This is a genomic window from Arcicella sp. GW458-12-2-14-TSB2, assembly GCF_059423785.1.
Genome location: NZ_JBWKYN010000089.1, coordinates 1 through 24,008 on the forward strand (window position 1 = coordinate 1; position 24,008 = coordinate 24,008).

General features: G+C 35.9%; 19 protein-coding genes and 1 pseudogene. 9 read left to right on the forward strand and 11 right to left on the reverse strand.

The features are described 5' to 3' along the window. Together AC07XN_RS13760 and AC07XN_RS13765 are read left to right on the forward strand one after the other, a co-directional pair. Nucleotides 1–806 (forward strand): annotated as a pseudogene (locus AC07XN_RS13760) (hypothetical protein); the annotation flags it as partial. Between the two features lie 234 nt (nucleotides 807–1,040). Further along, entirely contained in the window at nucleotides 1,041–2,642 is a 1,602-nt protein-coding gene (locus tag AC07XN_RS13765; protein WP_494743497.1) for a glycoside hydrolase family 26 protein, read from the forward strand. Between the two features lie 172 nt (nucleotides 2,643–2,814). Here AC07XN_RS13765 and AC07XN_RS13770 read toward each other — a convergent pair whose 3' ends face one another. From AC07XN_RS13770 to AC07XN_RS13805, 8 genes are all read right to left on the reverse strand, one after another. Continuing rightward, nucleotides 2,815–4,029 (reverse strand): MFS transporter, encoded by a 1,215-nt coding sequence (locus tag AC07XN_RS13770; protein ID WP_494743498.1) that lies wholly within the window; start codon nucleotides 4,027–4,029, stop codon nucleotides 2,815–2,817. Between the two features lie 77 nt (nucleotides 4,030–4,106). Further along, nucleotides 4,107–4,775, reverse strand: a complete 669-nt coding sequence (locus AC07XN_RS13775; RefSeq protein ID WP_309911969.1) for a FadR/GntR family transcriptional regulator — start codon at nucleotides 4,773–4,775, stop codon at nucleotides 4,107–4,109. A 142-nt stretch (nucleotides 4,776–4,917) separates the two neighbouring features. Further along, nucleotides 4,918–6,528, reverse strand: a complete 1,611-nt coding sequence (locus AC07XN_RS13780) for a family 16 glycosylhydrolase (protein ID WP_309911968.1) — start codon at nucleotides 6,526–6,528, stop codon at nucleotides 4,918–4,920. A 16-nt stretch (nucleotides 6,529–6,544) separates the two neighbouring features. Further along, complete coding sequence (locus AC07XN_RS13785) at nucleotides 6,545–8,578, reverse strand: hypothetical protein (RefSeq protein WP_494743499.1); 2,034 nt, start codon at nucleotides 8,576–8,578, stop codon at nucleotides 6,545–6,547. A gap of 123 nt (nucleotides 8,579–8,701) precedes the next feature. Continuing rightward, the gene (locus tag AC07XN_RS13790) at nucleotides 8,702–10,201 is read right to left on the reverse strand and encodes a RagB/SusD family nutrient uptake outer membrane protein (protein ID WP_494743500.1); all 1,500 of its coding nucleotides are present in this window, start codon (nucleotides 10,199–10,201) and stop codon (nucleotides 8,702–8,704) included. A 100-nt stretch (nucleotides 10,202–10,301) separates the two neighbouring features. Continuing rightward, entirely contained in the window at nucleotides 10,302–13,733 is a 3,432-nt protein-coding gene (locus AC07XN_RS13795) for a SusC/RagA family TonB-linked outer membrane protein (protein WP_309911965.1), read from the reverse strand. Between the two features lie 306 nt (nucleotides 13,734–14,039). Next, on the reverse strand, nucleotides 14,040–15,149 hold the full coding sequence (locus AC07XN_RS13800; RefSeq protein WP_494743501.1) for a FecR family protein: 1,110 nt from the start codon (nucleotides 15,147–15,149) through the stop codon (nucleotides 14,040–14,042). 135 nt (nucleotides 15,150–15,284) lie between these two features. Continuing rightward, nucleotides 15,285–15,872, reverse strand: a complete 588-nt coding sequence (locus AC07XN_RS13805) for an RNA polymerase sigma factor (RefSeq protein WP_494743502.1) — start codon at nucleotides 15,870–15,872, stop codon at nucleotides 15,285–15,287. Nucleotides 15,873–16,084: 212 nt separating this feature from the next. Here AC07XN_RS13805 and AC07XN_RS13810 point away from each other — a divergent pair, with 212 nt between their 5' ends. Genes AC07XN_RS13810 through AC07XN_RS13835 form a run of 6 tightly spaced genes read left to right on the forward strand, consistent with a single transcriptional unit; the run spans nucleotide 16,085 to nucleotide 19,427 of the window. Further along, nucleotides 16,085–16,660, forward strand: coding sequence for an RNA polymerase sigma factor (locus AC07XN_RS13810; RefSeq protein WP_494743503.1), 576 nt, complete (start codon nucleotides 16,085–16,087; stop codon nucleotides 16,658–16,660). A 7-nt stretch (nucleotides 16,661–16,667) separates the two neighbouring features. Next, nucleotides 16,668–16,964, forward strand: a complete 297-nt coding sequence (locus tag AC07XN_RS13815) for a hypothetical protein (RefSeq protein ID WP_494743504.1) — start codon at nucleotides 16,668–16,670, stop codon at nucleotides 16,962–16,964. Beyond that, nucleotides 16,961–17,446, forward strand: a complete 486-nt coding sequence (locus AC07XN_RS13820; RefSeq protein ID WP_494743505.1) for a hypothetical protein — start codon at nucleotides 16,961–16,963, stop codon at nucleotides 17,444–17,446. The genes AC07XN_RS13815 and AC07XN_RS13820 overlap by 4 nt, the downstream gene beginning before the upstream one ends. A 21-nt stretch (nucleotides 17,447–17,467) precedes the next feature. Next, a complete protein-coding gene (locus AC07XN_RS13825) occupies nucleotides 17,468–18,214 on the forward strand; it encodes a YHYH protein (protein ID WP_494743506.1) in 747 nt (248 codons plus the stop codon). A 39-nt stretch (nucleotides 18,215–18,253) separates the two neighbouring features. Next, complete coding sequence (locus AC07XN_RS13830) at nucleotides 18,254–18,811, forward strand: toxin-antitoxin system YwqK family antitoxin (RefSeq protein WP_494743507.1); 558 nt, start codon at nucleotides 18,254–18,256, stop codon at nucleotides 18,809–18,811. Continuing rightward, entirely contained in the window at nucleotides 18,801–19,427 is a 627-nt protein-coding gene (locus AC07XN_RS13835; RefSeq protein WP_494743508.1) for an SCO family protein, read from the forward strand. Before AC07XN_RS13830 ends, AC07XN_RS13835 begins: the two co-directional genes overlap by 11 nt. A gap of 74 nt (nucleotides 19,428–19,501) precedes the next feature. On the opposite strand, the gene AC07XN_RS13840 is transcribed toward AC07XN_RS13835, so the two are convergent. The 3 genes from AC07XN_RS13840 to AC07XN_RS13850 form a co-directional block, all read right to left on the reverse strand. Beyond that, nucleotides 19,502–20,179, reverse strand: coding sequence for a hypothetical protein (locus AC07XN_RS13840; RefSeq protein ID WP_494743509.1), 678 nt, complete (start codon nucleotides 20,177–20,179; stop codon nucleotides 19,502–19,504). A gap of 12 nt (nucleotides 20,180–20,191) precedes the next feature. After that, nucleotides 20,192–20,818, reverse strand: a complete 627-nt coding sequence (locus AC07XN_RS13845; protein ID WP_494743510.1) for a hypothetical protein — start codon at nucleotides 20,816–20,818, stop codon at nucleotides 20,192–20,194. A gap of 279 nt (nucleotides 20,819–21,097) precedes the next feature. Beyond that, nucleotides 21,098–22,063, reverse strand: coding sequence for a hypothetical protein (locus tag AC07XN_RS13850; protein ID WP_309911954.1), 966 nt, complete (start codon nucleotides 22,061–22,063; stop codon nucleotides 21,098–21,100). A gap of 414 nt (nucleotides 22,064–22,477) precedes the next feature. Between AC07XN_RS13850 and AC07XN_RS13855 the strand changes: the two genes are divergently transcribed. Next, the gene (locus AC07XN_RS13855) at nucleotides 22,478–23,701 is read left to right on the forward strand and encodes a TCR/Tet family MFS transporter (protein ID WP_309911953.1); all 1,224 of its coding nucleotides are present in this window, start codon (nucleotides 22,478–22,480) and stop codon (nucleotides 23,699–23,701) included. The last annotated feature ends 307 nt before the right edge of the window (nucleotides 23,702–24,008 follow it).

The following is a 24,008-nucleotide window of genomic DNA, read 5'->3' on the forward strand; positions in this document are numbered from 1 at the left end:
GGCATATAGGCAATAATATCTTCCAAAAACTAGATAAGGTTTATTATAAACCAGCATTGTTTTATCAACAACAGGCTTATTTTAACTGGCTAAGAAGTTTGGTTACAAAAATCAAAGCCATTGATGGGAGAAGATTAATTTCGATGGATATTTTAATGGCAAAAAACCTTGAAGAAGTAATAGGAATGTTACATTATTATGTACCAGAAATAGATACTTATGGACTGATAATTCCAGACAAATCGCCTGATATAAAGCTTATTAATAACTTAAAAGTTCCTTATTTTTACAGTAATATTCATATCAAAGCTTACCTACGTTTACCCAAAAATAATCATGTCGGAGGGTTCATCCAAAAATGGCAAGATCATCAAAATACTACCTCGGTAAACTTTAGTGGGTTAAGGGATGTAGAGGGTAAAAACAAACCAGAGCTTTATCAATTATCTAAAAGATGGCATGGCAACATTAGACCAAACGATTTGCCCCCAATTAAAATTTTGCGTCCTGCCATGACCACCGTGCCTAACCATTCTTTGCCCTACTATGCTTTGTTTTTAAAAGATAGAAGATGGCAAATAGCAGAAAACAATAATACAGGGATGAAATTTAGGTGGTACTTAGTTAAAAACAATAGTTTAGGGGAAGCTATTTCCATTAAAAAGTTAGGCGAGGGTACATCCATCAATGTTATCATTCCAGAAGATGTTTCTTCCTATAGGTTGTACCTAACGGGCTTTAGCAAAAATAACATCACCACGACACAGTCTGTATTGAACCTTCCTTTGTATAATGATGAGTTGTGAGTTGTCCTTTGTCATTGCCTAAAATAGGTTGCCTTGAGTTTTTAGAAAGTTAACATCGTAAACAATTAATAACTAGTAATTTGAAATGCTACCGAGACGGTGGACTAATCACTCATTCACTCAATAAATATAGCTGTGATTAAAAAGAGAACCCAATATTTATATAGTACTATACTCATTGTCCTATTGTTTTTTGTGGGGTTTATATTTGCCAAACCTTATTTAAAGTCCATATTGATTGATGAACTAAGCGATAGGCATTACGAACCCGTATTGGGGGTTTATGACAGGTTTCACCAAGCAAGTATTTTGAATATTGACAACATTGAACATTATACCATAACTTGGAAAAATTCTGCTGTCTGGTTTGATGCCAATGCACTGGAACTTCAATTGAACAAAGGCAACCCCCTTTTGTTAACAATAGAAACATGGTCAAAAAATAGCATTACTACCCATGTTGCCGATAATGTAATAGACGAAACAAGCGGAGGCAAGTATGATGATAAAATTGAAAAACTTGGTCATGTCTTATCAAAGTATCAGCAAATAATATTCATCCGCTGGAACCCCAATATGGAGTTGCCAGTGTATCAATACCCTTGGCAGTTTCAATCGCCAGAGGCCTATATTAATGCCTTTAATTACTTTGCCAAGCAGATTAAACGATACGCACCTAAGGTAAAAATTGTATGGGGACCATCGGGCTATCCAGGCGATACTGAGTATTGGGTAGGAGACTCCAACGTAGATTTTGTAAGCCTGACTTTGGATGATAGCTATCAAAACTATACTACCGATACCATAGTATTCGATGGGTATGATACGATGACACAAAAACTGCATCGTATGAGGTTTATTAATAAGCCTGTTTTGATACTGGGTTCTGATAAAATCGATAAGGCGAACTTTCGTCAAGAATGGATAAGCCAAGCTGCCACCAATATCGAAAAGTATAAAAACACAGTGTATTCAACCGATAATTTTGAGATTTCGGGTAATAAACCTCTGAGAGTGGGTAAACCCCTGCTAGGTATTTACGACCCTAAAGAACGCTTACTGACCGATACCAGCATTAAGGCAGAACATCTTTTTGTAGATTTGGGTGAACTACAGTCGAGTAAATTTGAAATTGAGTTCAAGCAAGTGCTAGCGAGGCACCATGATGTAATAGTGACGATGGAGCCTTGGCGGGATACCACAGGCATGGTTGATAACAAGGTACTGACCAACATAACCAATGGACGTTATGATAAAGAGATAGCAAAGCTTTATGCTATCATCGCTAAGACCGAGCAAACGGTTTATTTGCGTTGGCTACACGAAATGGAAATACCTATTCACCGCTATTTATGGCAATCCCAAAAGCCAGTAGAATATATTAATGCTTACCGATACTTTATGTTGTTTAATAAAAAACCTGCTAAAAACATTCGCAAAGTTTGGGGACCAGCAGGGGATAGGGGCTCGGTAGATTGGTGGCCGGGTAATGATGTGGTTGACTATATTAGTTTTGCCATTTATGGTTTACCCGATAAGAATATCACCGACCATAACAAACAAGAACGTTTTGAGGCTATTTTCAAACGCAAAAACTATAGAATGCGATTTTTGAATAAGCCTATCTTTATCACAGAATTTGGCGTAAAAGGCCCCGAAGATTTCCAAACCGAGTGGATGAATGAAGCAGCCGAAACCATTAATGCCAACAAGCAAGTATTTGGGATGAGTTACTTTAATTTGTACGATAACCCCAAAGCATGGGGAAAAATTAAAGCCCCAGACTGGAGTATTACCAATAATACCTTTGATAGTTTTTATAAGAAATTAAGGTAAGGGTTGAATAATGAGAGATGGCTTAACCAAAATAGTAAAATCATAAAAAAGTTGGACTGTCCGAAAAGTTTTCATAACCAAATATTATTCTATGAATGACATCAACCGTAGCTCTGAAGGAGAGAGGTTCAGGATGAGGTTTTTCTAAGAATAATATTTGGCATTGTTTTCTTTATTTTACACGTGGTTTTTGGTTAGGTAATAAACTTGTAATAATGCCTATTAATGGCAAAAATGCACAAATTTTAAAGATATAGGCAATACTCGTAGAGTCTGCTAATGCCCCTAATACTGCTGAGCCAATTCCGCCCATGCCAAAAGAAAACCCAAAGAATAGTCCCGCTACTAAACCAATTTTATCAGGCATCAAGTCGGTAGCATATACTAAGATTGCAGTAAAAGCAGAGGCAATGATTAGTCCGATGATTACTGCAAAAGCAATCGTCCAGAACAACGATAAATAAGGTAAGAAAAGCGTGAACGGAGCGGCACCTAATATAGAAACCCAGATGATTTTCTTTCTACCATAACGGTCACCCAATCCGCCCCCTAATACAGTTCCGATGGCAACAGCACCAAGAAACATGAAAAGATATAATTGAGACTCTTTTACAGAGATATGGAATTTATCTATTAAGAAGAAGGTGAAATAATTGGTCATTGATGCTAAATAGATATATTTAGAAAATACCAGTGCCAATAAAACAACGATAGAAAATATTACTTTTTTACGAGGCAATTCTGAGACTACTATTGATGAATTATCCTTGGTAATTGTTTTTCTGGCAGCAATTTTCTCTCCATACCATTTTCCGATACGTAATAATACAAGAATCCCGATAAAGGCTGCAATGGCAAAAAGACTAACATAGTTTTGCCCTAACGGGAGAATAATTAATGCTACTAATAATGGTCCTACCGCACTACCAGCATTGCCACCAACTTGGAAAATAGATTGTGCCAATCCTTTCTGACCACCCGAAGCCAATTGTGCCACACGCGATGCCTCAGGGTGAAAAACAGATGAACCCATACCAATAAAACTAACCGATAGTAGAATCAGATAATAATGGTTGGCAAAAGCCAGACAAACCAAACCTATTAATGAAAGTGTCATGCCTATGGCTAATGACTTTGGATTAGGCTTTTTATCGGTGTAAATCCCCACAAAAGGTTGTAGGATAGAAGCCGTAAGCTGAAAAACCAATGTAATAACACCTATCTGGGCAAACGTAAGTTTGAATTCTCCTTTTAAAATAGGATATAACGAAGGAATGGTTGATTGAATAAGGTCATTTAAAAAATGAGTAAAGCTGATGGCAAACAATATCTGATAAACGATTTGTTTGGTGGCAGGGGAGGCTGTTTTTGTTAGTGTACTATTCATTGGTATTAAAGTTTAGTTCATCATATCATCAGATGAATTTGAGTAAAATTTAAGACTATTATTAATAAAGGTGAAAATTATAATCTTGATATTATACTGTTGGCAGCGGAGGCTGCTTTTTCTGGATTCTGGAGTTCAATCCACTGTAATAAGTCTTCGTGTAATGAATGTGATTCTTTGAAACTATCGGTATTCAGATTGCTACTTACAAACGATTTCGTCACTTGAATACTCGCTGTTTTATAAATTTCCGTTAGAATTGGATTCCCACAAGCCTCAGCGATAGAAATATGAAAATTTACATCTGCATGAATGCAATTTTGAACATCATTTTCTGCTGCAAACTTTTTTCTAAGACTTAACCATTGCTTACTTGTTTTTAACTGAGTAGCTGTACGATTCAAGGCGGCTTTTTCAGCAATCTTTACTTCTAACAATGAGCGTACCTCAATTACATCAGCTATTTCTGCACGACCCATTTGGTCATTGAGCGACTCTTGAATTTTATCAGATGCCACAAAAGTGCCAACACCCTGCTGAACAGCTAATAGGCCTTGGATAGATAAAATTTTAATAGCTTCACGAATGCTAGAACGCCCGACACCAAAGATTTTCATTAATTCGGACTCAATCGGGAGTTTATCTCCAATTTTATAATTACCCAAAAAAATTTGCTCAATTAGCCTGTCTGCTACTTCTTCTGCTAATGTTTTTTTATTGATTAAGCTCATATTACTATACATCATATCATCAGATGATTGCAAAGGTAATGGTTTTCAAAGGGATACCAAAAAATATTCATTGTTTTTAGATACTTGATTTGAAATACTATTTTGAATAATACCCCAAAGGATAGGCTTTTAGAACTATCCTTTGGGGTAAAACCACTTATTTGTAAACCCTAATATAATCTACTTCCATACTTGAAGAAACAAAGTTGGGGTCAATGGCTCCACCAAAATTGCCACCCATAGCTACGTTTAAGATTAAAAAGAAGTCTTTGTTAAATGGCAAGCTACTATTGTTATTGAAAGTGTAATAAAGTTTATTATCTACATACATTTTTATGGTACTAGCTGACCAATCTACTGAATATATATGAAATTCGGTAGATGGATTGGTAATGGTGGTATTTCCACTATCACCATTAGCACCTGAATGATTAGGATGGTGCATGGTACCATAAATCTTGTTAGGCTCATTGCCTTTGTTTTCCATAATATCAATCTCACCACATGCTGGCCAACCAACTGTTTGGATATTGCTGCCCAACATCCATAGTGCTGGCCAAGTACCACCGCCACTCGGTAATTTAGCTCTAATATCTACTCTACCATAAGTAAATGAGAATTTATTCATGGATTGTATTCTGCTTGAGGTATAATTAAAACCACTATAACTTTCTTTTTGGGCAGTAATTTTTAAGATACCATCTTTAATAATGATATTTTCTGGTCGATTAGTATAAAACTCTTTTTCTGAATTTCCCCAGCCATTATCACCATTGCCTATATCATAGCCCCAAACGGCAGGGTTCGGTGCTCCGTCTTTATCAAATTCCTCAGCCCAGAATAATTTCTTCTCTACTACAGGTTCTTCGCTTTGTTTTGGTTTTAATTTCATAAACCAAGCATTTCCATCAGCACCGATACTTCTTAAGCTGATACTGTTAGTAGAAATAGCCAATATTTCATAGGTATTACCCCCAGTAGCAAAATTTACGATACCATTACCCGGAACTACAAACTGGATTCGAGTAGAATTAGCCGAAGTTGAAGTAGAGGTAGCACCCATAAAAAGAAGGTTTTTAGCACCTGTTGTATTGATGTCATAACAGCCATCTCCACCCGACAAACCATAATAGCTTGTAGCTGCTCCAATTAAAGAAGACTGTCCTTTGTTATCAACTGTCATTGCTACATTATTATTGGCATCTTTTGTGAATGTAATCTCATCATCGTACAAGCACGCAGGGCGTGTGTTAGGGTCGGCTGCATACCAAATCGGTGAGAAAGCATCAACTGGGCCAACGCCTACGTGTCCGGGTGCATCTTTGTCAGTTACCCAAACTTTAGAGGCATTGTTTGTTAAAGCCGAAAGGATATCAGTAGGGATGGCAAATGTTACAAATACCTTTATTTTTTTACTCAGCGTTGAAGTCGCACCACCTGTACCTACTGCACTGACAGTAATAGTGTAGTCTTTTGTACCTGGATTACTGTACTTATAAGTAATTTTTCCTGACGGAACCACTTGGATATTGCCATCTCCAAAATCTATTTTATAGGTCAAAGCCTTATCTGCAACGGTAGTAATAATAACATCACCGCTACCATTGCCGAAGGGATTATTCGCATCCACTCCTTGAATGGTTGTATTAAGTGCTAAGTTTGAAGGAGCAACGATGTCTCCAAAAGCGTATTCAATTTGTTTACATGCACTAAAACTTATGGCAGTAGCCATTAAGATGAGCATGAATGATTTTATATTGCTTATCATGATTTCTGATTTTAAATTAATAAAGGATGATGTCATCGAATAAATAAGTGAAATTGGCAGAGCCGTCTCCTTTAGTGCCATTATCAAAAATGAGTACTACTTTTTGATAAGCCTTACTGGTATTAATTAAGCTGTAATCAAAAATTAACTCCTCCCAAGCATTGGCTTTGGTGCTGCTTAATTCTTGTTCAAAACTAACGCTACCATCCGTCAGGTTTTCTACTTTCAATAATACCTTAGTACCTACTTTAGGTGTAAAAACTTTCATTTTGAATGTTTTTTTACTCGAAAAATCAATCGGGTTATCTAAGCTAAGAAATGCTCCACCCCAAGGTTGCCCTCCATTTTTAATCAACTTTACGACCTTGCCACTAGTATTGATGCCATTTACTTGTGGATTACTGATAACACTGGCATTACCCCCATCAAAATTCACAAAGTCATATTTCAATGATGTCGATTCAAAAGTTAATGGAATAGAAAGCGTGTTGTTGGTTTCAGTAACTGTGGCAATCTGTACGTCGTCCCAATAAAAAACTTTTCCGCTACCTACTGTTCCAAAGTCAAAGAATAATGAAGCCTTGTGATATGTATTCGCAAGATTCAACGCATTTGTTCCTGCTACAGGTTTTGAAAAATCAAAAATTAATTCTTCCCACGCTTTTGCAGACTTTGTGAGTACTTCTGTTTCTACAGAGATATTTGGATTATTGCGGTCTTCAATTTTCAACCTAATAGGAATCCCAACTGACGGAGAGTAAACTCTAACACTCATTTTAGTGTTAGAAGCCGTAAGTTTAATAGCTGAGCTAAAGCCTGTTGGGGTTCCGATAGTAGTTCCCGCCCAAGTTTCTGCCCCAGATGGTTTGGTAGTAATTTTAACTTTATTACCAGCCTTTGTTGGATCTATGCCATCAATAGTGCTATTATTTCCAAAGTCAGTTACGGTATAATTTACATTGGCTTCATCAAACGTAACTGGGAGATTGATTGGAGATATTACCACTGGGCTGAATAATTTGATATCATCAAACAGATAGGTAAAATTACTTGAACCATCACCATTAGTACCATTATCAAAAATCAATACAATGTTTTGGTAAGTATTAGCCGTATTGATAGCACTGTAATCAAAGGTTAATTCTTCCCAAGTATTGGCTTTGGTAGTTTTTACTTCTTTTTCGAAATTCAGAGAACCGTTCGATGCATTTTCAACTTTCAATAATACTTTTGCACCTACTCTTGGAGAAAACACCTTCATCGAGAAAAATTTATTCACTGAGAAATCTATTGACCCTCCCAAGGTAATAAAACTTCCACCATAGGTTTGTCCTGCATATTTAATCATTTTGCCAACTTTTGATGAAGTATTGATACCGCTAGCCTGTGGGTTGTTTACAACGGTTACTTCGCCACCTGCAAAATTGGAAAATTTGTAGATTTGCCCAGGCGTCTCAAAATCAAGCGGTAATACAATCGGGCTTACAATGTTGATAGTCTTTTTTACTTCTGTAGTAGCTTTTCCTCCGCTCAATGCAACCACTTTCATCTCAAAATTACCGACAGAAGTGTAAGTATGGCTAATAGTTTCGCCTTCTAAAAAAGATTGCGGTACTTCGTTTGTTACGTCGCCAAAATAAACCTTAAATAGGGTTTCATAACTTGCTTTAGCCGAAACTTTTACTTTAAATGGATTAGCAGGTTCAATGGTGGTTGTTACTTCAACATTTTCAGGTGCTTTGAAAGAAACTGTTAATTGATGGGTACTCTCAGTACTTTTGCCAGTAACACCTACTCCTATTAATTTAACACTATAAACACCTTCAGCATATTTGTGTTGGATACTCTTACCTGCTTCTACAATTGCTGGAGTGTTTGTTCCATCACCAAAATATACTGAAAAGGTTGATGTGCCTTCGCCGTTGGGCGTAATGGTTACTAACCCTGTATTATCTTGTGTAATATCAAAAAGTGCAGCCATTTTAGCAGGAGCTGAGGCACTTTCCAGAAAAGAAATATCATCGAATATCTTTTCTTTACAGGCTGTCATTATAGAAATGAATACTATAATGGACAAAAATTTATATATATTTTTCATCGAAAATCATTTAGAAATGTTGAAAGGTAAATAGTTCCTTCAAATTCAAGTGGAATATTATTCCACTCATATAGATTAATAACCAGCATTTTGGATTAAGCCTGAAACATCTATTTCTGTTTGTGGAATCGGGAATATCTCGTTTTTACCAACCACAAAACCTTTTATTTTAGTTGAGGCTTGTCCTGTTCTAACCAAATCGAAAAAGCGATCGCCTTCCATTCCTAATTCTAGTCTTCGTTCTGCCCAAATGGCTTCTTTTAGGGTGTTTCCTGTCGCAGTAATGTTATGTGCATTGTCACCAAATGCTCTTTGACGCACTTTATTGAGGTACAATTGTGCCGTAACGTCATCAGGAGAAGCTTTTCGATTTAAAGCTTCGGCATACATCAGATACACATCTGCCAAACGAATAATGCGTTGATTATTCAAATAATTTAGTTCAATCTGTCCGCTTGTTTCTCCTTTTCTAGGTAAATACTTTTGGTTATATAAGCCTGTGTTTTTATAAGGAGCTACTTGATAAGTAATGCCAAAACTTGGATTAGCAATTTTATAAGCCTCTATATCTAAACAGGTTACATCTTTTCTTTTATCACCAGCTTCGTAGGCTTTCGCTAAATCTTGCGTAGGCAAGTTAGTACTCCAGCCTGCTGCATAAGGGCTAGACCCCGTTAGACCACGAATACCACATTGTTGAACAGCTAGATTTCCTTGTCCGCGGGTAACCCCACCCCAGTTATAATATGGTGAAAGATTTGAATATTGAATTTCAAAAACTGCTTCAGAACCGTTTTCGCCAGATTGTAAGAAAATATCCCCAAAGTTGGGTACTAAAGAATAAGGCCCGTCGATGACGCTTTTTAACATACCCGCAGCTAAATCAAACTTGTTTTGATAGAGATACACTTTACCTAACAATGCTTGGGCAGCAAATTTGGTTATTCTTCCATTTTTAGGGTCTGTACTTGGCAATGATGCAATAGCATTGGTCAAGTCTTTTTCTATTTGTGCATATACATCTGCTTTTGGAGCTTGTTTCAAGGCTCTTGAATCGGCAATGCCCAATTTCTTATCGACAAACAAGGGTACATTACCAAATACTTTAACGAGCGAGAAATAATAATAAGCACGCAAAAAAGCTACTTCACCATACATGGCTTCTTTTTCTGGAAAGGCTATGGTTTCGCCAGCAGGATTTTTGTCTTTATACTGATATAAATAATTGGCACGATTGATTCCCTCGTATGACGCTTTCCAAATTTCTGCCAATGTTCCATTTTGAGCAGTCAATGTATAATCGTCTATATTTTGTAAATTCAATACATCTGAGGCATTTTCGCCGCCAGCTACTGCATTATCAGATGCTATGTCGCCAATTGGAACTATTTGATTCAACCATTGCATAGGTGTATAAACACTTACGCCCATGCTTTGATAATCAGATGATGATTTTAAATAATCTTGATCAGTTACTCTATAATCGTCTTTAGGACTATAGTCAACCCATTCACTACAACTGGTAATACCTATTGTGATGAAAAGAAAACAGAGAATATTAATGATGTTTTTCATTTTTGTTATTTTTTTCAAAATGCTGTTAGCTTAAACACTTATTTTGACTAATTTCTATTTTGGGGCTTATTGCTTAAAGCCTTGCACTTCATGCATTTAGTTAAAACTTTACATCAATCCCAACAGACCAAGTTCTGGCTTGAGGGTAGGTTCCACGGTCAACACCTGTATCTAGTACACCGCCCGGAATTTCAGGGTCATAGCCAGAATATTTTGTAAAAGTGAACGCATTTTTTACTTGAGCATAAATGCGTATTTTATTCACTATTCTTTTAGGTACAATGGCATTAGGAAGCGTATAGCCAATCTGAATGTTTTTAATTTTTACGAAAGAGCCATCCTCAACATATCGGTCTGATACCCTGATATTGCTATTGGCATCCACAAATGAAAACCGAGGATTATTGGCATTATTGGTTGTGCCTTCGCCCGTCCATCGTCCTAATACAGACCTGAATTTGTTTGAATAAATCGCATTCCTTTCGTAAGCTCTGTAGATGTCATTACCGATAGATGCATAGGTAAATACATTTAGGTCTAGATTTTTATAGCTTAATCCCAAATTCCAACCCATCGTAAAATCTGGGAAAGGATTTCCAATTTGGGTTTTATCTAAATCTGTAATTTGTCCGTCGCCATTAACGTCAACAAAGCGAATATCTCCAGGAACAGCTCCTGACTGTTTGGGTGCTTCTGCAATTTGAGATGTATTCTGAAACAGACCATTGGTTTTAAAACCATAGAAATAACCAGGAGCAAAGCCTTGTTGGAAACGAGTAGCCGTTTGTGATTGACCGTTGAAATACGAACCGCCTGGAATAATCGCCGTTCCGTCTGAATTGGTAGCTGTTACTAAGTTTTTAGATGTTGTGAAGGTAATATTAGTATTAATTTTTAAATCCTTTATGATTTCAGCATTATAACCAAAATTTAGATCTACCCCGCTACTTTTGGTTGAACCAATATTGGCAGTTGGCGCCGAAGCCGCACCTAAATACAATGATATAGAAGGCGTAAACAATAACCCATCTACCGATTTATCAAAATAATCTGCCGATAACGACCACTTGTTATTGCCAAAACGTACATCAAATCCTACGTTACTTTGTAGTTGTTTTTCCCAACGCAAGGTAGTGTTGGCATAAGACCCAACCGTTGACCCAGGAGTAAAAGTGTTTCCAAAAGTGTAACCATTACTATTCGCATCTGATGCGTAGCTCGGTCCGCCAGAAATTATACCTACATATTGCGGATTTACGTTTTCATTACCTATAGAACCATAGCTTCCTCTTATTTTCAGATAATTCAAGAAATCTATATTGAAAAAATCTTCATTGGAAATTACCCAGCCCAAAGAACCAGCATAGAAATTGGCAAATTTATTGTCAATTCCGAAGGCATAAGAACCATCGCGACGAGCTGAAAAGGATACTAAATATTTGTCTTTATAGTCGTAGTTTATTCTACCAAAATAAGAAAGATTTTTTCTGAAATACTGCGAATTACCCATTGTTTGTGCATTGGTATTAGTAGCTGTGTTAATACCTGTTGCTGAAGTGATATCGGCAAAAGTCCATGAATTAAAAGGAACATCTTGTCTTGAGCCATTGATTTCATCACCAGCTATCTTAGCGAATGATATACCTAGCACGGTTTCGAAATTATGATCGTTATTAACTTTGAAATTATAAGTACCAAAGGTTTCAATAGTATAAGTATTATCAGTTCTTTTTGACTCATAAACACTGTTATGTCTGCCAGTAACGGTTGAACCATCAGCATTCATCGTGTTTTCAACATTCAAAGGCCCATAGAAAACCAATGGTGTAAATGACTTATATGTATTGTTGTAATTGGTGTAACCAAAACGCGAAGACAAAGTCAGATTTTTAATTACCTCATATTGTAGTTCTAACTTTCCGTATAATTTATTGCCGTTGCTGTTATTGTAGTTATTATCTAGTTTCGTTAATGGATTAAAAATTTCGGACAATAATAAATTACTGTAACCGTATTTGCCAACAGTATTAGGTACTGTATTTAAAATAGAAACGGTAGGGTCAAAATTTAAAGCACTACCAATGATTGAATTAAAAGAGTTTTCTTGAAGACCAATGTTTTTTATGTTTACATAACTGGTATTGGCCAAGAATTTTACTTTTGGAGTAATCTGGAAAGTGAGGTTAGTGGTAAAATTCAAACGGTTAAAATTTGAATTAGCTCCGCCACCCACAATACCATCTTGCCCAAGGTAACCTCCTGAAAGAAAATACTGAACTTTATCACTACCGCCTTTTACTGAAATGTTATGTGACTGTAAGGGTGCATTTTTAAAAATTTGTTTTTGCCAATCTGTTCCAACACCCAAAGTAGATAAATCTTTGAAAATCAATCCTCCACCTGAAACCGTACTACCTTCATTCAAAATTGCACCGTATTCCGTAGCATTTAAAACGCCAATAGTTTTCATTACTTGCTGAACACCATAATTACTGCTATATGAAATCTCCGCTTTTTGATTTCTACCTCCGCTTTTAGTAGTGACTACTATTACGCCATTACCACCTTTTACTCCGTAGATTGCTGTTGTGGCTGCATCCTTCAATACATTCATCGACTCTATATCAGCAGAATTAATGGAGTTAAAATCATTCAATGTTTGGGGTACACCATCAATTATAACTACTGGATCCGTACCCGAAAAAGAAGGAATTCCTCTGATTAATACGGTTGGTTTTGAGCCAGGCGAACCATTTGAAATCACAGTAACACCTGAAGCTCTACCTTGCAAGGCATCTTCAGGACGAACAGGGCGAAGCTTTTCAATATCTGTTCCTTTAACGGTTGAGATAGCCCCTGAAACATTAGTTACTTTTTGTGTACCATAACCAACCACTACTACTTCATTAAGCTTTTTGGTATCAGGCACTAAACTAATATTGATAGCAAAGCGATTGCCCACCGTTATTTCTTGTAGGTCATAACCTACAGAGGTAACGATTAAAACAGCTTTCTCGTTAGGAACAACCAAGGAGAAATTTCCATCAACATCACTCGTGGTTCCTTGAGTAGTACCTTTGATGGCAATGCTTACACCTGCAATGGTCTCGTTGGTTTCAGCATCCGTTATTTTTCCTTTAATAGTTTGGTCTATATTATTTTCTAACAAACCAAAATTATTACTAGCCTCGCTATTGGGGGATGTTTTATTAGTAGCTCTTTTTAGTAAAATTTTTCTGCCAACTACCTCATAGTTAATTTTTAGAGGCTTTAGTAGCTCTTCTAATACGGTAGAAAGTTTCTCTTTTGTGGCTACAATACTTACTTTTCTATTAGCCATAATTAGCTGCGGACTATACATAAACTTTATGTTGGCCTCGCTCTCTATTTTTTCAAGAATTTTTTCAACTTCTTGTTGACTAATGTTGATACTTACCTTTTGGTCAAGTATTTCCTGTGCATGTGTATTGGCCGCATTAGCGAACGACATACACAGAAAGGTAATAATAGTTTGAAATAAACTGATTCGCATGATCTTGATCGGAATCTTGTTAAATTGTCGATTTTTTGACATAATTTTGAGTTGTTAGTTTTGAACGACTGACACAAAAGAATCCCTGCATCAAAAGAATAATTGATGTTTAAAAGCTTGAGCACTTTTAGGGATAGTTAAGTCGATGATGTTGGTAGCATCATCGGCTTTTTTTTACAGGAAATTTGTTTGAATTGTTACTTCACTTTGATTTGCTTGTCTAATGTTTTGAGTGATTGTTTTATTTATACGGTTTAAAAATTATTTACTAATCGAATATAAAATCATTTAGCACCTTTAGCGTCTTTAATTACAGCCTTTCCCTTCTATAAAGATTTTTCCTTCTTTCATTTCATATTTGGCTTCAAGTACTTTACAAATAAGGTTAATTTTCTCTAATAAGGGTTCATCACCTAATTCTGCCGTCAATTGGCACGAAGCCATTAGTGTTTTGTCGTACACAATCTCGATGCCGTATGAGTTTTCTAAAATAGAAAAGACATCAACGATAGGTTCGTTCTTGAAAATAAAACTTTGTCTTTGAATAATAGGAAGTGCTACAATTTGTGGTACTGTAAGTTCAGCCTTTTTGAATTGCCATTTTGGACGAATAAATGTGGCCTGTTGATTAGGTAAAATCAATAAACCAGATAGCACTTTACTATGCTGTTGATCTACAAAAGAAGCATTTTTCTGAGAAAAAACTGATACCCGACCAGACTTTACAAATACCTGAACTTGTTTGTCTTCTTCAAAGGCTTTAATAGTAAAACTTGTTCCCAACACTTTGGCTACTACTTCGTTAGCATATACCAAGAAAGGTTTGTTTGGGTTTTTAGCAATTTCAAAAAAAGCTTCTCCAGATAACACTACTTCACGGGTCTGTCCTGTAAACTTTTCTGGATAACTTATTTTGCTATTTGGTTGCAAAACAACAGAGCTACCGTCTGATAGCGTAATTAATTGACTTTTTGAAGAGGTATTCTTTACTTCAATAAATGTAGTTTGTTGGGCTACTCTCGCTACAGAATTACTATAAGTAGGTGTTGCTCTTTCTGCTAATTTATCAAAAATTACAAAACCTACTAAGCAAATCAGTAGGATAGATGCTGCTAGCCCTATTCTTTTAAATAATATACTGTTGATGAAATGTACTTTTTTGATTTTTCTTTGTTCTGCTACGTTTACGATTTTAGCAATAGCTTCAGCAATTTCGTCATCGTTTATTTGTTCTTGAGCATTTTTAAACGCAAGCACAATTTGCTTGGCTTTTTGAATACTTAATTCCTTATCAGGATTTTGGGATAGCCAATTTTCCCAGAACTGTATATCTTCTGGTGAATTTTTCAAAACCCATTTCCTGAAACTCACATCTAATGCGAATTGATTGGCTGTATATTGTCTGTAATCAAACATAGAATAATTTGTATTATTTTGCTCTATATTTGAAATAGCCTATAGACAATCATCGATACTCACTTGAGAGGAAATATTTTTTTATTTTTTTTGAAAGCTTCATGGAAGAGTGGTCAGAAGAACTGGAATGAATCGTTAATTTTTTATATGAAGAAAGTAAAGTAACTGCATGGCAAGAAACCAATTGCTTTTTAGGTTAATAATAGCACGATGTAATAAGTTAGAGACAGACTGTTTGTTCATATCCATAATCTCAGCGATTTCTTCAATGCTCAAGGCTTCGTAGAATTTCAAAAAAATAACTTCTTGTTGGCGTTTTGGCAGTGAAGAAAGGATTGATTTAAGTTTATATTCGTTTTCAACAAATAATTCAGATTCAATCAGTTCCGACTCGGCATTAATTCCTTCGGTAAAAGGTAAATCGCTATCTAAATCATCAGAATGATTTCTTTTCTCATGGTTAAGTTTTTTGAAAAGATTATTTCTTAGGGATTTTAATAGATAAATTGTTACAAATGGCGACGATTGTAATGTTTCACGGTGATCCCAGAGATACAAAAACAAGTCTTGAATACAGTCTTTTATTAATTCTCTATCTTTAGTAAACTTGGTAGCATAGTTAAATAGTATCTTGTAATGATTGTTCGCAAGTTGCCCAAGTGCTTTACTATCACCTTCTTGAAAGGATTTCCATAGTGCTATGTGTTTATTTGTAGGCTCCATTTGATGAAAATAATAGTGCAAAATACTGTAAAACATTCAAGAAATACTAGAAACTCTTGAATTCGTTATGGCTACCTTACCTTATGGGGTTTTAGTTCATAAAATTATATTTGATACAAACTGTTAGAGAATATTCAAAAATAAATCAACATCCACCGCAAGTTTTTTTTATTAACAACATCTAAAGAATAAATGAACCTCGATTATTGCTAATGATTGAACCTGAACTGTTAGAAAAGTTAAAAAATGCTGATGAAGCAGCTTTTCGTTTTTTAGTGGAAAAGTACCAAGACAAAGTATTTAATACTTGTCTGGGCTTTCTGCGGAATGTCGAAGAGGCTGAAGACTTAGCACAAGAGGTTTTTATTGAGCTTTACGAATCGATTCATTCTTTCAGAGGCGAAGCCAAGGTCTCTACTTTCTTGTATAGAATTGCGGTGACTAAATCTTTGGATTATCTGAGGAAACAAAAAAGGCAGAAGCGGCTGAGTTTTGTTTTATCCTTATTTGGCTTAGAAGACCAAATACAATCAGTAGGGAGTATCGAAACAGACCATCCTGGTGTATTGCTTGAAAATAAGGAAAGAACCAACTTAATGTTTAGTAAAATAGATGAACTACCCGAAAGACAAAGAGTTGCGTTTTCACTTCATAAAATTGAAGGATTGAGTTATCAAGAAATTTCAGAAGTGATGGAGTTGAGCATTTCATCCATTGAATCATTGATTTTTAGGGCAAAACAAAGCTTACAGAAGAAACTAAAACAATATTACGAAACTGAAAAATAAGGGCCGTATGAAAAATATAGAAGAAGAAATATTCAAAACACTGGAAAGTATTGATAAGATTCAGCCAGTACCGTCGAATCCGTTTTTGTATGCCAAAATCAAAAATCGTATCAATCAGCGTTCTTTGCCAATCATAATGCCTTGGATGAGTTATGCAAAACTAGCGGTATGTATGTTGATTGTGGGGTTTAATATGGTGACGATTAGTAAAATTTATATTAGTAATAGCCAGCCTACCATGACTAAAGAAGAATTAGGCAATTACTTAGGCCTATCAGGTATTCAAAATGTGTATGAACCATGAAAAATAAATATAATTGGATAATCGGCTTTTTGGTGGTAATGAATATCCTGCTATTAGGAACGGTTTGGTTTTCTTACAGAAGACCCCCACATCCTGAGAGACAGGAAGTTAGAAAGTTGGTAGAGAAAACACTTCAATTTGACAAGGCTCAGAGCGAGCAGTATGATGTACTTATTAATGAACATCAACGTGACTTGAGGGTAATTAATGACGAAATATTGCCATTGAAAAGTGAGCTATTTCAGATGGTAGCTTCGCCAGAAGATACTGTAAAAACACGGGAATTATCGGAGAAAATAGCCCAACTTATTGTCAAGCAAGATTTAATTACGTTAAATCACTTCAAGAAAGTGAGAAATACTATTTGTAACAAAGACCAAAAAATCTTGCTTGACCATCTATTATCAGAGATTTTAGCTAAAATGAGCCATCAAGGTGGGCCTCCGCCACCAAGAGGCTCTGAAGGAAGAAGACCAGAATAATTAACTTAACCCATTAAAACTATGAAGTATTACTCATTAATCGTGCTTTCAGTTATTTTCCTAGCTTGTAAACAAAGCGACGATACTAGCGTCACACCAACCACTACAACATCGGATGTGGATATTTCGGTCATTAAAAATAAGTTCTCGGGTGTGAGTGTTACTGCCACCGTGGAAGGAGATTATCTGGTGATTCGGAGCAATGGTATTCCAGACCATAAGAGTCCGTATTTTGCCAAAACAGATGCTCGTTATGAAGCCTATAATGGCACTAATACGAAATTTAACTTGAATCCTAATAGCATTTCAGAGCAAGCATTGGTTTTTAAAATTCCGCTACACCCGACCAAAGCTAGTGCTTCAGCAGCTACGCCTTTGGGACCAATAGGAGTTTCATTGAATGGTGTTCCTTTTTTCAATCAATATGCAGGGCCTAATCAGCCTTTGACCAATGAAATAAATTCTTTTGACCAATATTTGGGACATCCTCAGCAAACGGGGCAATATCATTATCATCAAGAGCCTGCTTACCTAACTACTAAAAATGGGAAAAGTGCTTTTTTAGGATTACTGCTTGATGGATTTCCTGTATATGGGCCAATGGAAAATGGTAAAGCTGTAACTAATGCTGATTTAGATAATTTACATGGGCATTCGCATGCTACTACAGAGTTCCCTGCTGGTATTTATCACTATCACATCACCGATGCTGACCCTTACATCAACGGTACAGGCTTTTATGGAACATCTGGAACAGTGAGTAAGTAATTTTAGAAGGATTATTAAACCAAAGGTTGCTTCATTTCAATGTTAAAATTTATCACTTTATTGCTTTTTATGACGGTATCTTGCCAGTCATCCCAAGAGGAAATTTCTTGGGATGATAAACTATTCCATCAAAAAGAAGAATACCTGTATTATCAAGACAAGCCTTTTACTGGAATAGTTTTGAAGTTTTATGCAAACCATCAAATACAGTCAAGACAATATTTTTCAGCAGGGAAATTAGATGGCTTGTCAGAAAAATGGTTTGAAAATGGACGGATGCAAGAGCGGAGGTACTTTACAGAGAATCATAAAACAGGTAAACATGAAGCTTGGTGGGAGAACGGACAACAACGATTTGAATATGAATTTGATGATGATGTGCCTATCAAGCTTCACAAAGAGTGGTACCCGAATGGTCAGCTTTTTACGATAAGCAATTATGATGAAAATGGACAACCGATGGGTGTACAGCAAATGTGGTTTGATGATGGCAAGATAAAAGCAAACTATGAAGTGAAAAATGGTCGGCGATTTGGCTTATTGGGTGCTAAAGGCTGTATGGGTAAGAATGAAAAATCAGTTGCGAATGAAAACTAACTACATTATCGCCTTGTGTATTGGGCTAGTCTGTTGGAATTGTAAAAGTCCTAAACAAGAGCAACTGCCTTTTTATAATACGCCTGATTTTACGGCTGTTTGGCAAGCTGAGGAGGTATCTCATAAACTTGCTCCTTTTCAATTTCAGAATCAAGATAATAAGAGTATCAACGAGAAAGACTTATTAGGGAAAATACATGTAGCCAATTTTTTCTTTACGATTTGCCCAAGTCTTTGTCCGAGACTGATGGAATCTATGCAAAAAGTATCACAAGCTTTTTCTAATGATAGTATCGTGCGGATAATGTCATACAGTGTCATGCCTAATCGTGATAGTGTAAGTGTTTTAAAGAATTATGCGATAACCCATAAAATAAACACGCCAAAATGGAATTTATTAACAGGCGACAAAAAAGCCATTTATCAGCTTGCGAGGAAATCATATTTTGCGGATGAAAATTTAGGCGTTCAGCGGAAAGAAAATGATTTCCTGCATACTGAAAACTTTATATTGGTAGATAAGCAACTAAGAATAAGAGGAATTTATAATGGAACAATTCCCTTAGATATCGAGCATTTGATTGAGGATATTAAGGTATTGAAAGCTGAGGAATAAACGTTAATTTCCTATTAGGGTGCGACTTAAGTCGCACCCTAATAGGAAAAATTATCACTCACAAGTCATCACGCTTACTTAATAATATACCTTATCCCTAAACCATACGAGAAAGCAACTTTAGGACTGAAATTATAATAAAACTGTTTTTGGGTGAAGTTTTCTGAGCTTCCTCCTTGGAGAGGAGATGTTTTACCATCTGTCCATGAGTAGCTTAAACTAGCAACGTTCAAATTGAGTAAGTTTCCCGTGAATGCCCATTTATCATTCAAACGATACATTATTCCACCATTTCCAGACAAATTTAATCCAATACTATTAATATTTTGTTGGATGTAGTTGACTGAACTGGTATTTTGGATTGTTGTAGATTGCAGATTTCCATAATTTACTCCTCCCATAATACGTCCGTAAATGCCAATTTTACCAAAGATATTTTTATAATATTCATGACCTTTGTTTAAACCGATACTCAGTGCCTTGCTTTGAATTGCTAAAGTTTGATAAGATTGATCCGTATAATTGATGTTCAGTGAAAGAATACGGGCTGTATTTTTAGTACTATATTTCCCCCAATCTACCCCAAATGAATAGTTCTTGAATATCGAAAAATTATCTTTTGTATTTAAGGGTTGTTGAACGTTGAATGAGCCTTGTAAAAAAGAGTCGCCAGCATTAAACTGAGCTTTTGAATAAGTATTAGCTAACAATACTATCACAAAAATGTATATTAATTTTATGTTTGATTTCATCTTAATAAAGGTTTAGAATGTTTTGCCGATTGAAATGGATAATGAATTCACATTCATCATACTATTGAGGTTTAAATTTGTAAGTCGTTCTGTATCTATTTTAGAATGTTGTAAATTCAAATTTACCAAAGAGGTTTGACCATTGATAAACAGATTTTTCTTTAAGAAATAACGAACGCCGAAGTTTACCCCAACTTCTAGCTGATAAGTATTGTAGTCATAAGTGTAGTTAATCTTGCCAGTTCTGAATCCATAACCTACTTTTCCTTCGATTTCTCCATAAATTGCTAATGATTTATTCAGGGACTTAAATTTATCCACAAAATAACCAGCTTTTATAGTATGAAAATAGTCGTTGTTTGTAGATGAATTATTATTAGATTTTAGGTTATAATCCAACAACCATCCCTTTGCCAAATAATCCTCAGTAAATACAGCTCTTTTAAAAGTAAGGGCTATGTTGTGGGTAGCGTTGTCAGTAGTCAAATAGGCAGCTCCATTAGAATTGCCAGAGGCAATATTTCCACTGAAGGTACCTTGTACTTGCCAAAATTTAGTATCTTTTTCATACTGGGCTTTAGAGAGAAAACTTATCATGAAAAATAGCATGACAAGCATGAGTGTTTTTTTGTTTGACATAGTGTAAGAGATGATTTGAATGTTTAAGTGTTTTTATTTGATGACGAAAGTACTTGCTTAACTAATATCAAACAAGAAAGCTGTAAGTACAGAAGCTTTATTTAAGACTTTTTAAGAAATAACGATTCATTGATCTAATCATTATTTCTTAGTAATCAAATACGAGATAGTCATCTATGTTATGACAAAGTAAATACGAAATACCCCTACAAAAAAAACGATTGTAGTAAATGCTACAATCGTTTTTAGGGAAATAAATATACTTATGTTTACTCATTTTTACTTCTGTACTTTAATATCGAAATCAATAGTACCAGCTACACCCGCTACGATATTATTGATTTTAATCAGCCCCTTTTTCCCTCTACCATTCAAGAAGGAATACACTTTCCCTGATTCAACAGCAATAAATTGAGGAGCAGTATTAGAGATGCTCAAAGCTCCCAATGTTACATCATTGGCAGTGGCAAAATCTACAGAAGTAGGCGCTAACGCAAAATACGTGGCTGAACCTCCGCCCGTGTAAGAACCTGAGCAGTCAGTAGCAGTAGCTGTGGTGCTTAAACTAAAGCTAGTACTTCTAGCTGGATTAGACATCAACGTTGATTTGACAGGTGAACCCACAGATGCATACGTAATATCCACATACTTCATGTTTGAATCCAAATCACATACTTTATAAATATCGCCTGTAGCTGAAGTTACCCTTGAACCTGCTGCATTCGATTGAGCCCCCAAAGTAATAGAAGGCCAAGAAGCAATTTGAGCTTCAGAAGAAACATTTACGACTAAGGTTCTACGTGTTACGTTGGCAGAAGTACTATTAGCATCTGTTGAAGTATTATCATATACATCAAAATGAATATAAACTTTTCCTGACGTTGGCGAAACAGTATAGTCAATCGTCTGTGTTTGTTCGTCTTTATTCTTCAATTTAATTTCGAACAAAGGCGTGGCATTGGCAGGACGATAATTCGCAGTGGTTTCTACGAAAACCCGAAGGATACGAGGTTTGCCCCCTGATGCTGTTTTCTTGATTAATAACGATACGTTTACATTATCCCCATTTGCCGCTACAACTGATGATGTTGCATTGATTGTTGGGTCTGTAAAGGTGACATCTAGTCCGCCAGTTGCAGCAGGTAAAGTATTATCTACTGTTGTTGGTTGAATATCTGGTGTAACACCGCACGCAGAAACCAAAGCCACTAAAATGACCACAAATAAGTTTGATAGTTTTTTCATGTTTTTAACAAAAATAATAAGCAAGGATTTAGTTTACAGAAGCTTGAAAGGACTTACACCGCAAAGCAAAAAAGGAAAATAGATTTGGTTTTTAAAATCTATTGTTTACAAATAATATTAGCTGATTTTTACAAAAATATGCAACCTTTATCGCTTAAGCAAGCTAGCTACATCATCATGTGAGGTTCAAAAACTGTAGTGACATAACATTGGTATTGAATTTCAAGGAGTTCTGGCAGGCTATCAAAATGAAAAATAATAGATTGACGTATATAATTTCAGATTTTTAGGTAGATAAACTTTGTATTATATTATGCCTAAGTGAGGGAAGCCTTCTATGTAAAAGGCTGTCTCTTTTATAAAAAATGTTTAACTTGCCTAATAATTATTATCTGTGAATCCACTTCTTTTCTCATGTCAGCAAAACGAAACCCTGCTATTGTATTTATTTTCATTACTATATTGATTGATGTTTTAGGAATTGGGATTATTATTCCTGTTTTGCCTAAATTATTACAAGAACTCACTGGTAAAGGCCTTAGCGAAGCATCACAATATTCTGGTATTATGATGGCCGCTTATGCTTGTATGCAGTTTATTTTTTCACCCATTCTTGGTGGACTAAGTGATAAGTATGGTCGTCGCCCTATTATTTTAGGGTCTCTTTTTGGCTTTGGTTTAGACTATATTCTGCTGGGTTTTGCACCAACCATCGCATGGTTGTTTGTTGGGCGAATCATTGCAGGTATCACAGGGGCAAGCTTCACTACAGCCTCAGCTTACATCGCTGATATTTCAAATGATGAAAACCGCTCTAAAAACTTTGGGATGATTGGCGCTGCCTTTGGGGTTGGTTTTATTATTGGGCCAGTCATTGGAGGAGTATTGGGGGATATTGGCGTGAGAGTGCCATTTTTTGTAGCAGCCGCTTTAACATTGTTGAATTGGTTGTACGGGTATTTTGTATTACCAGAATCATTGAAGGTTGAAAATAGGAGAGATTTTGATTGGAAACGTGCTAATCCTATTGGTTCATTAAAAAGTTTGGGCCGTTATCCAGTAGTATTAGGGTTGGTAGGTGCATTTTTCTGTTTGCAATTAGCAGGACAAACACACCCAAGCACTTGGTCATATTTCACCATGAAAGAATTTAATTGGACTTTAGCAGAAGTTGGTTATTCACTATCGTTTGTGGGGCTAGTTGTTGCCATTGTTCAAGGAGGTTTAAATAGAATCATTAATCCAAAATTAGGAGATAGAAATTCAGTGATGGTAGGTTTGTTATTTTATGCAGCAGGTTTTGCCTTATTTGCTTTGGCTACCAAAAGTTGGATGATGTACGCTTTTATGATTCCTTTTGGCTTAGGCGGTATAGCGGGGCCAGCATTACAAAGTATGATTTCTAAACAAGTACCTGCTAATGAACAAGGAGAATTGCAGGGAGGTTTAACCAGTTTACAAAGCGTAACAACCATCTTCGGACCTTTGTTAGCCTCCAATTTATTTGCTTATTTCTCCGCAGAAAATGCGCCTGTTTTCTTCCCAGGGGCAGCATTTATGATGGCAGCAGTTTTAACGATTATTGCTTTATTAATAGCCTTGAAATCTTTTCCAAGAAAATCTGTAGCAGAAGCGTAGGGAGTGATGAGTTGTGAGTTTTGAGTGAGGAGTTTTTAGTTTTGAGTGATAAGTTTTTGATTTCCCGCCCTTGTTGGTGTTTCCTAGGCGAATAAGAATGGATAGAATATTCCTATTAGGATGCGACTTAAGTCGCACCCTAATAGGAAGGAGAGATTTTCTGGGCTTATGAAAATACCAACAAGGACAAAGAAAGTCGAAAAAAATAATTTTTGAGGAACTATCTATACAAGATTTGAATTTTCCTTAGCTCAAAGCTCAAAGCTCAAAGCTCAAAGCTCAAAGCTCAAAGCTCAAAGCTCAAAGC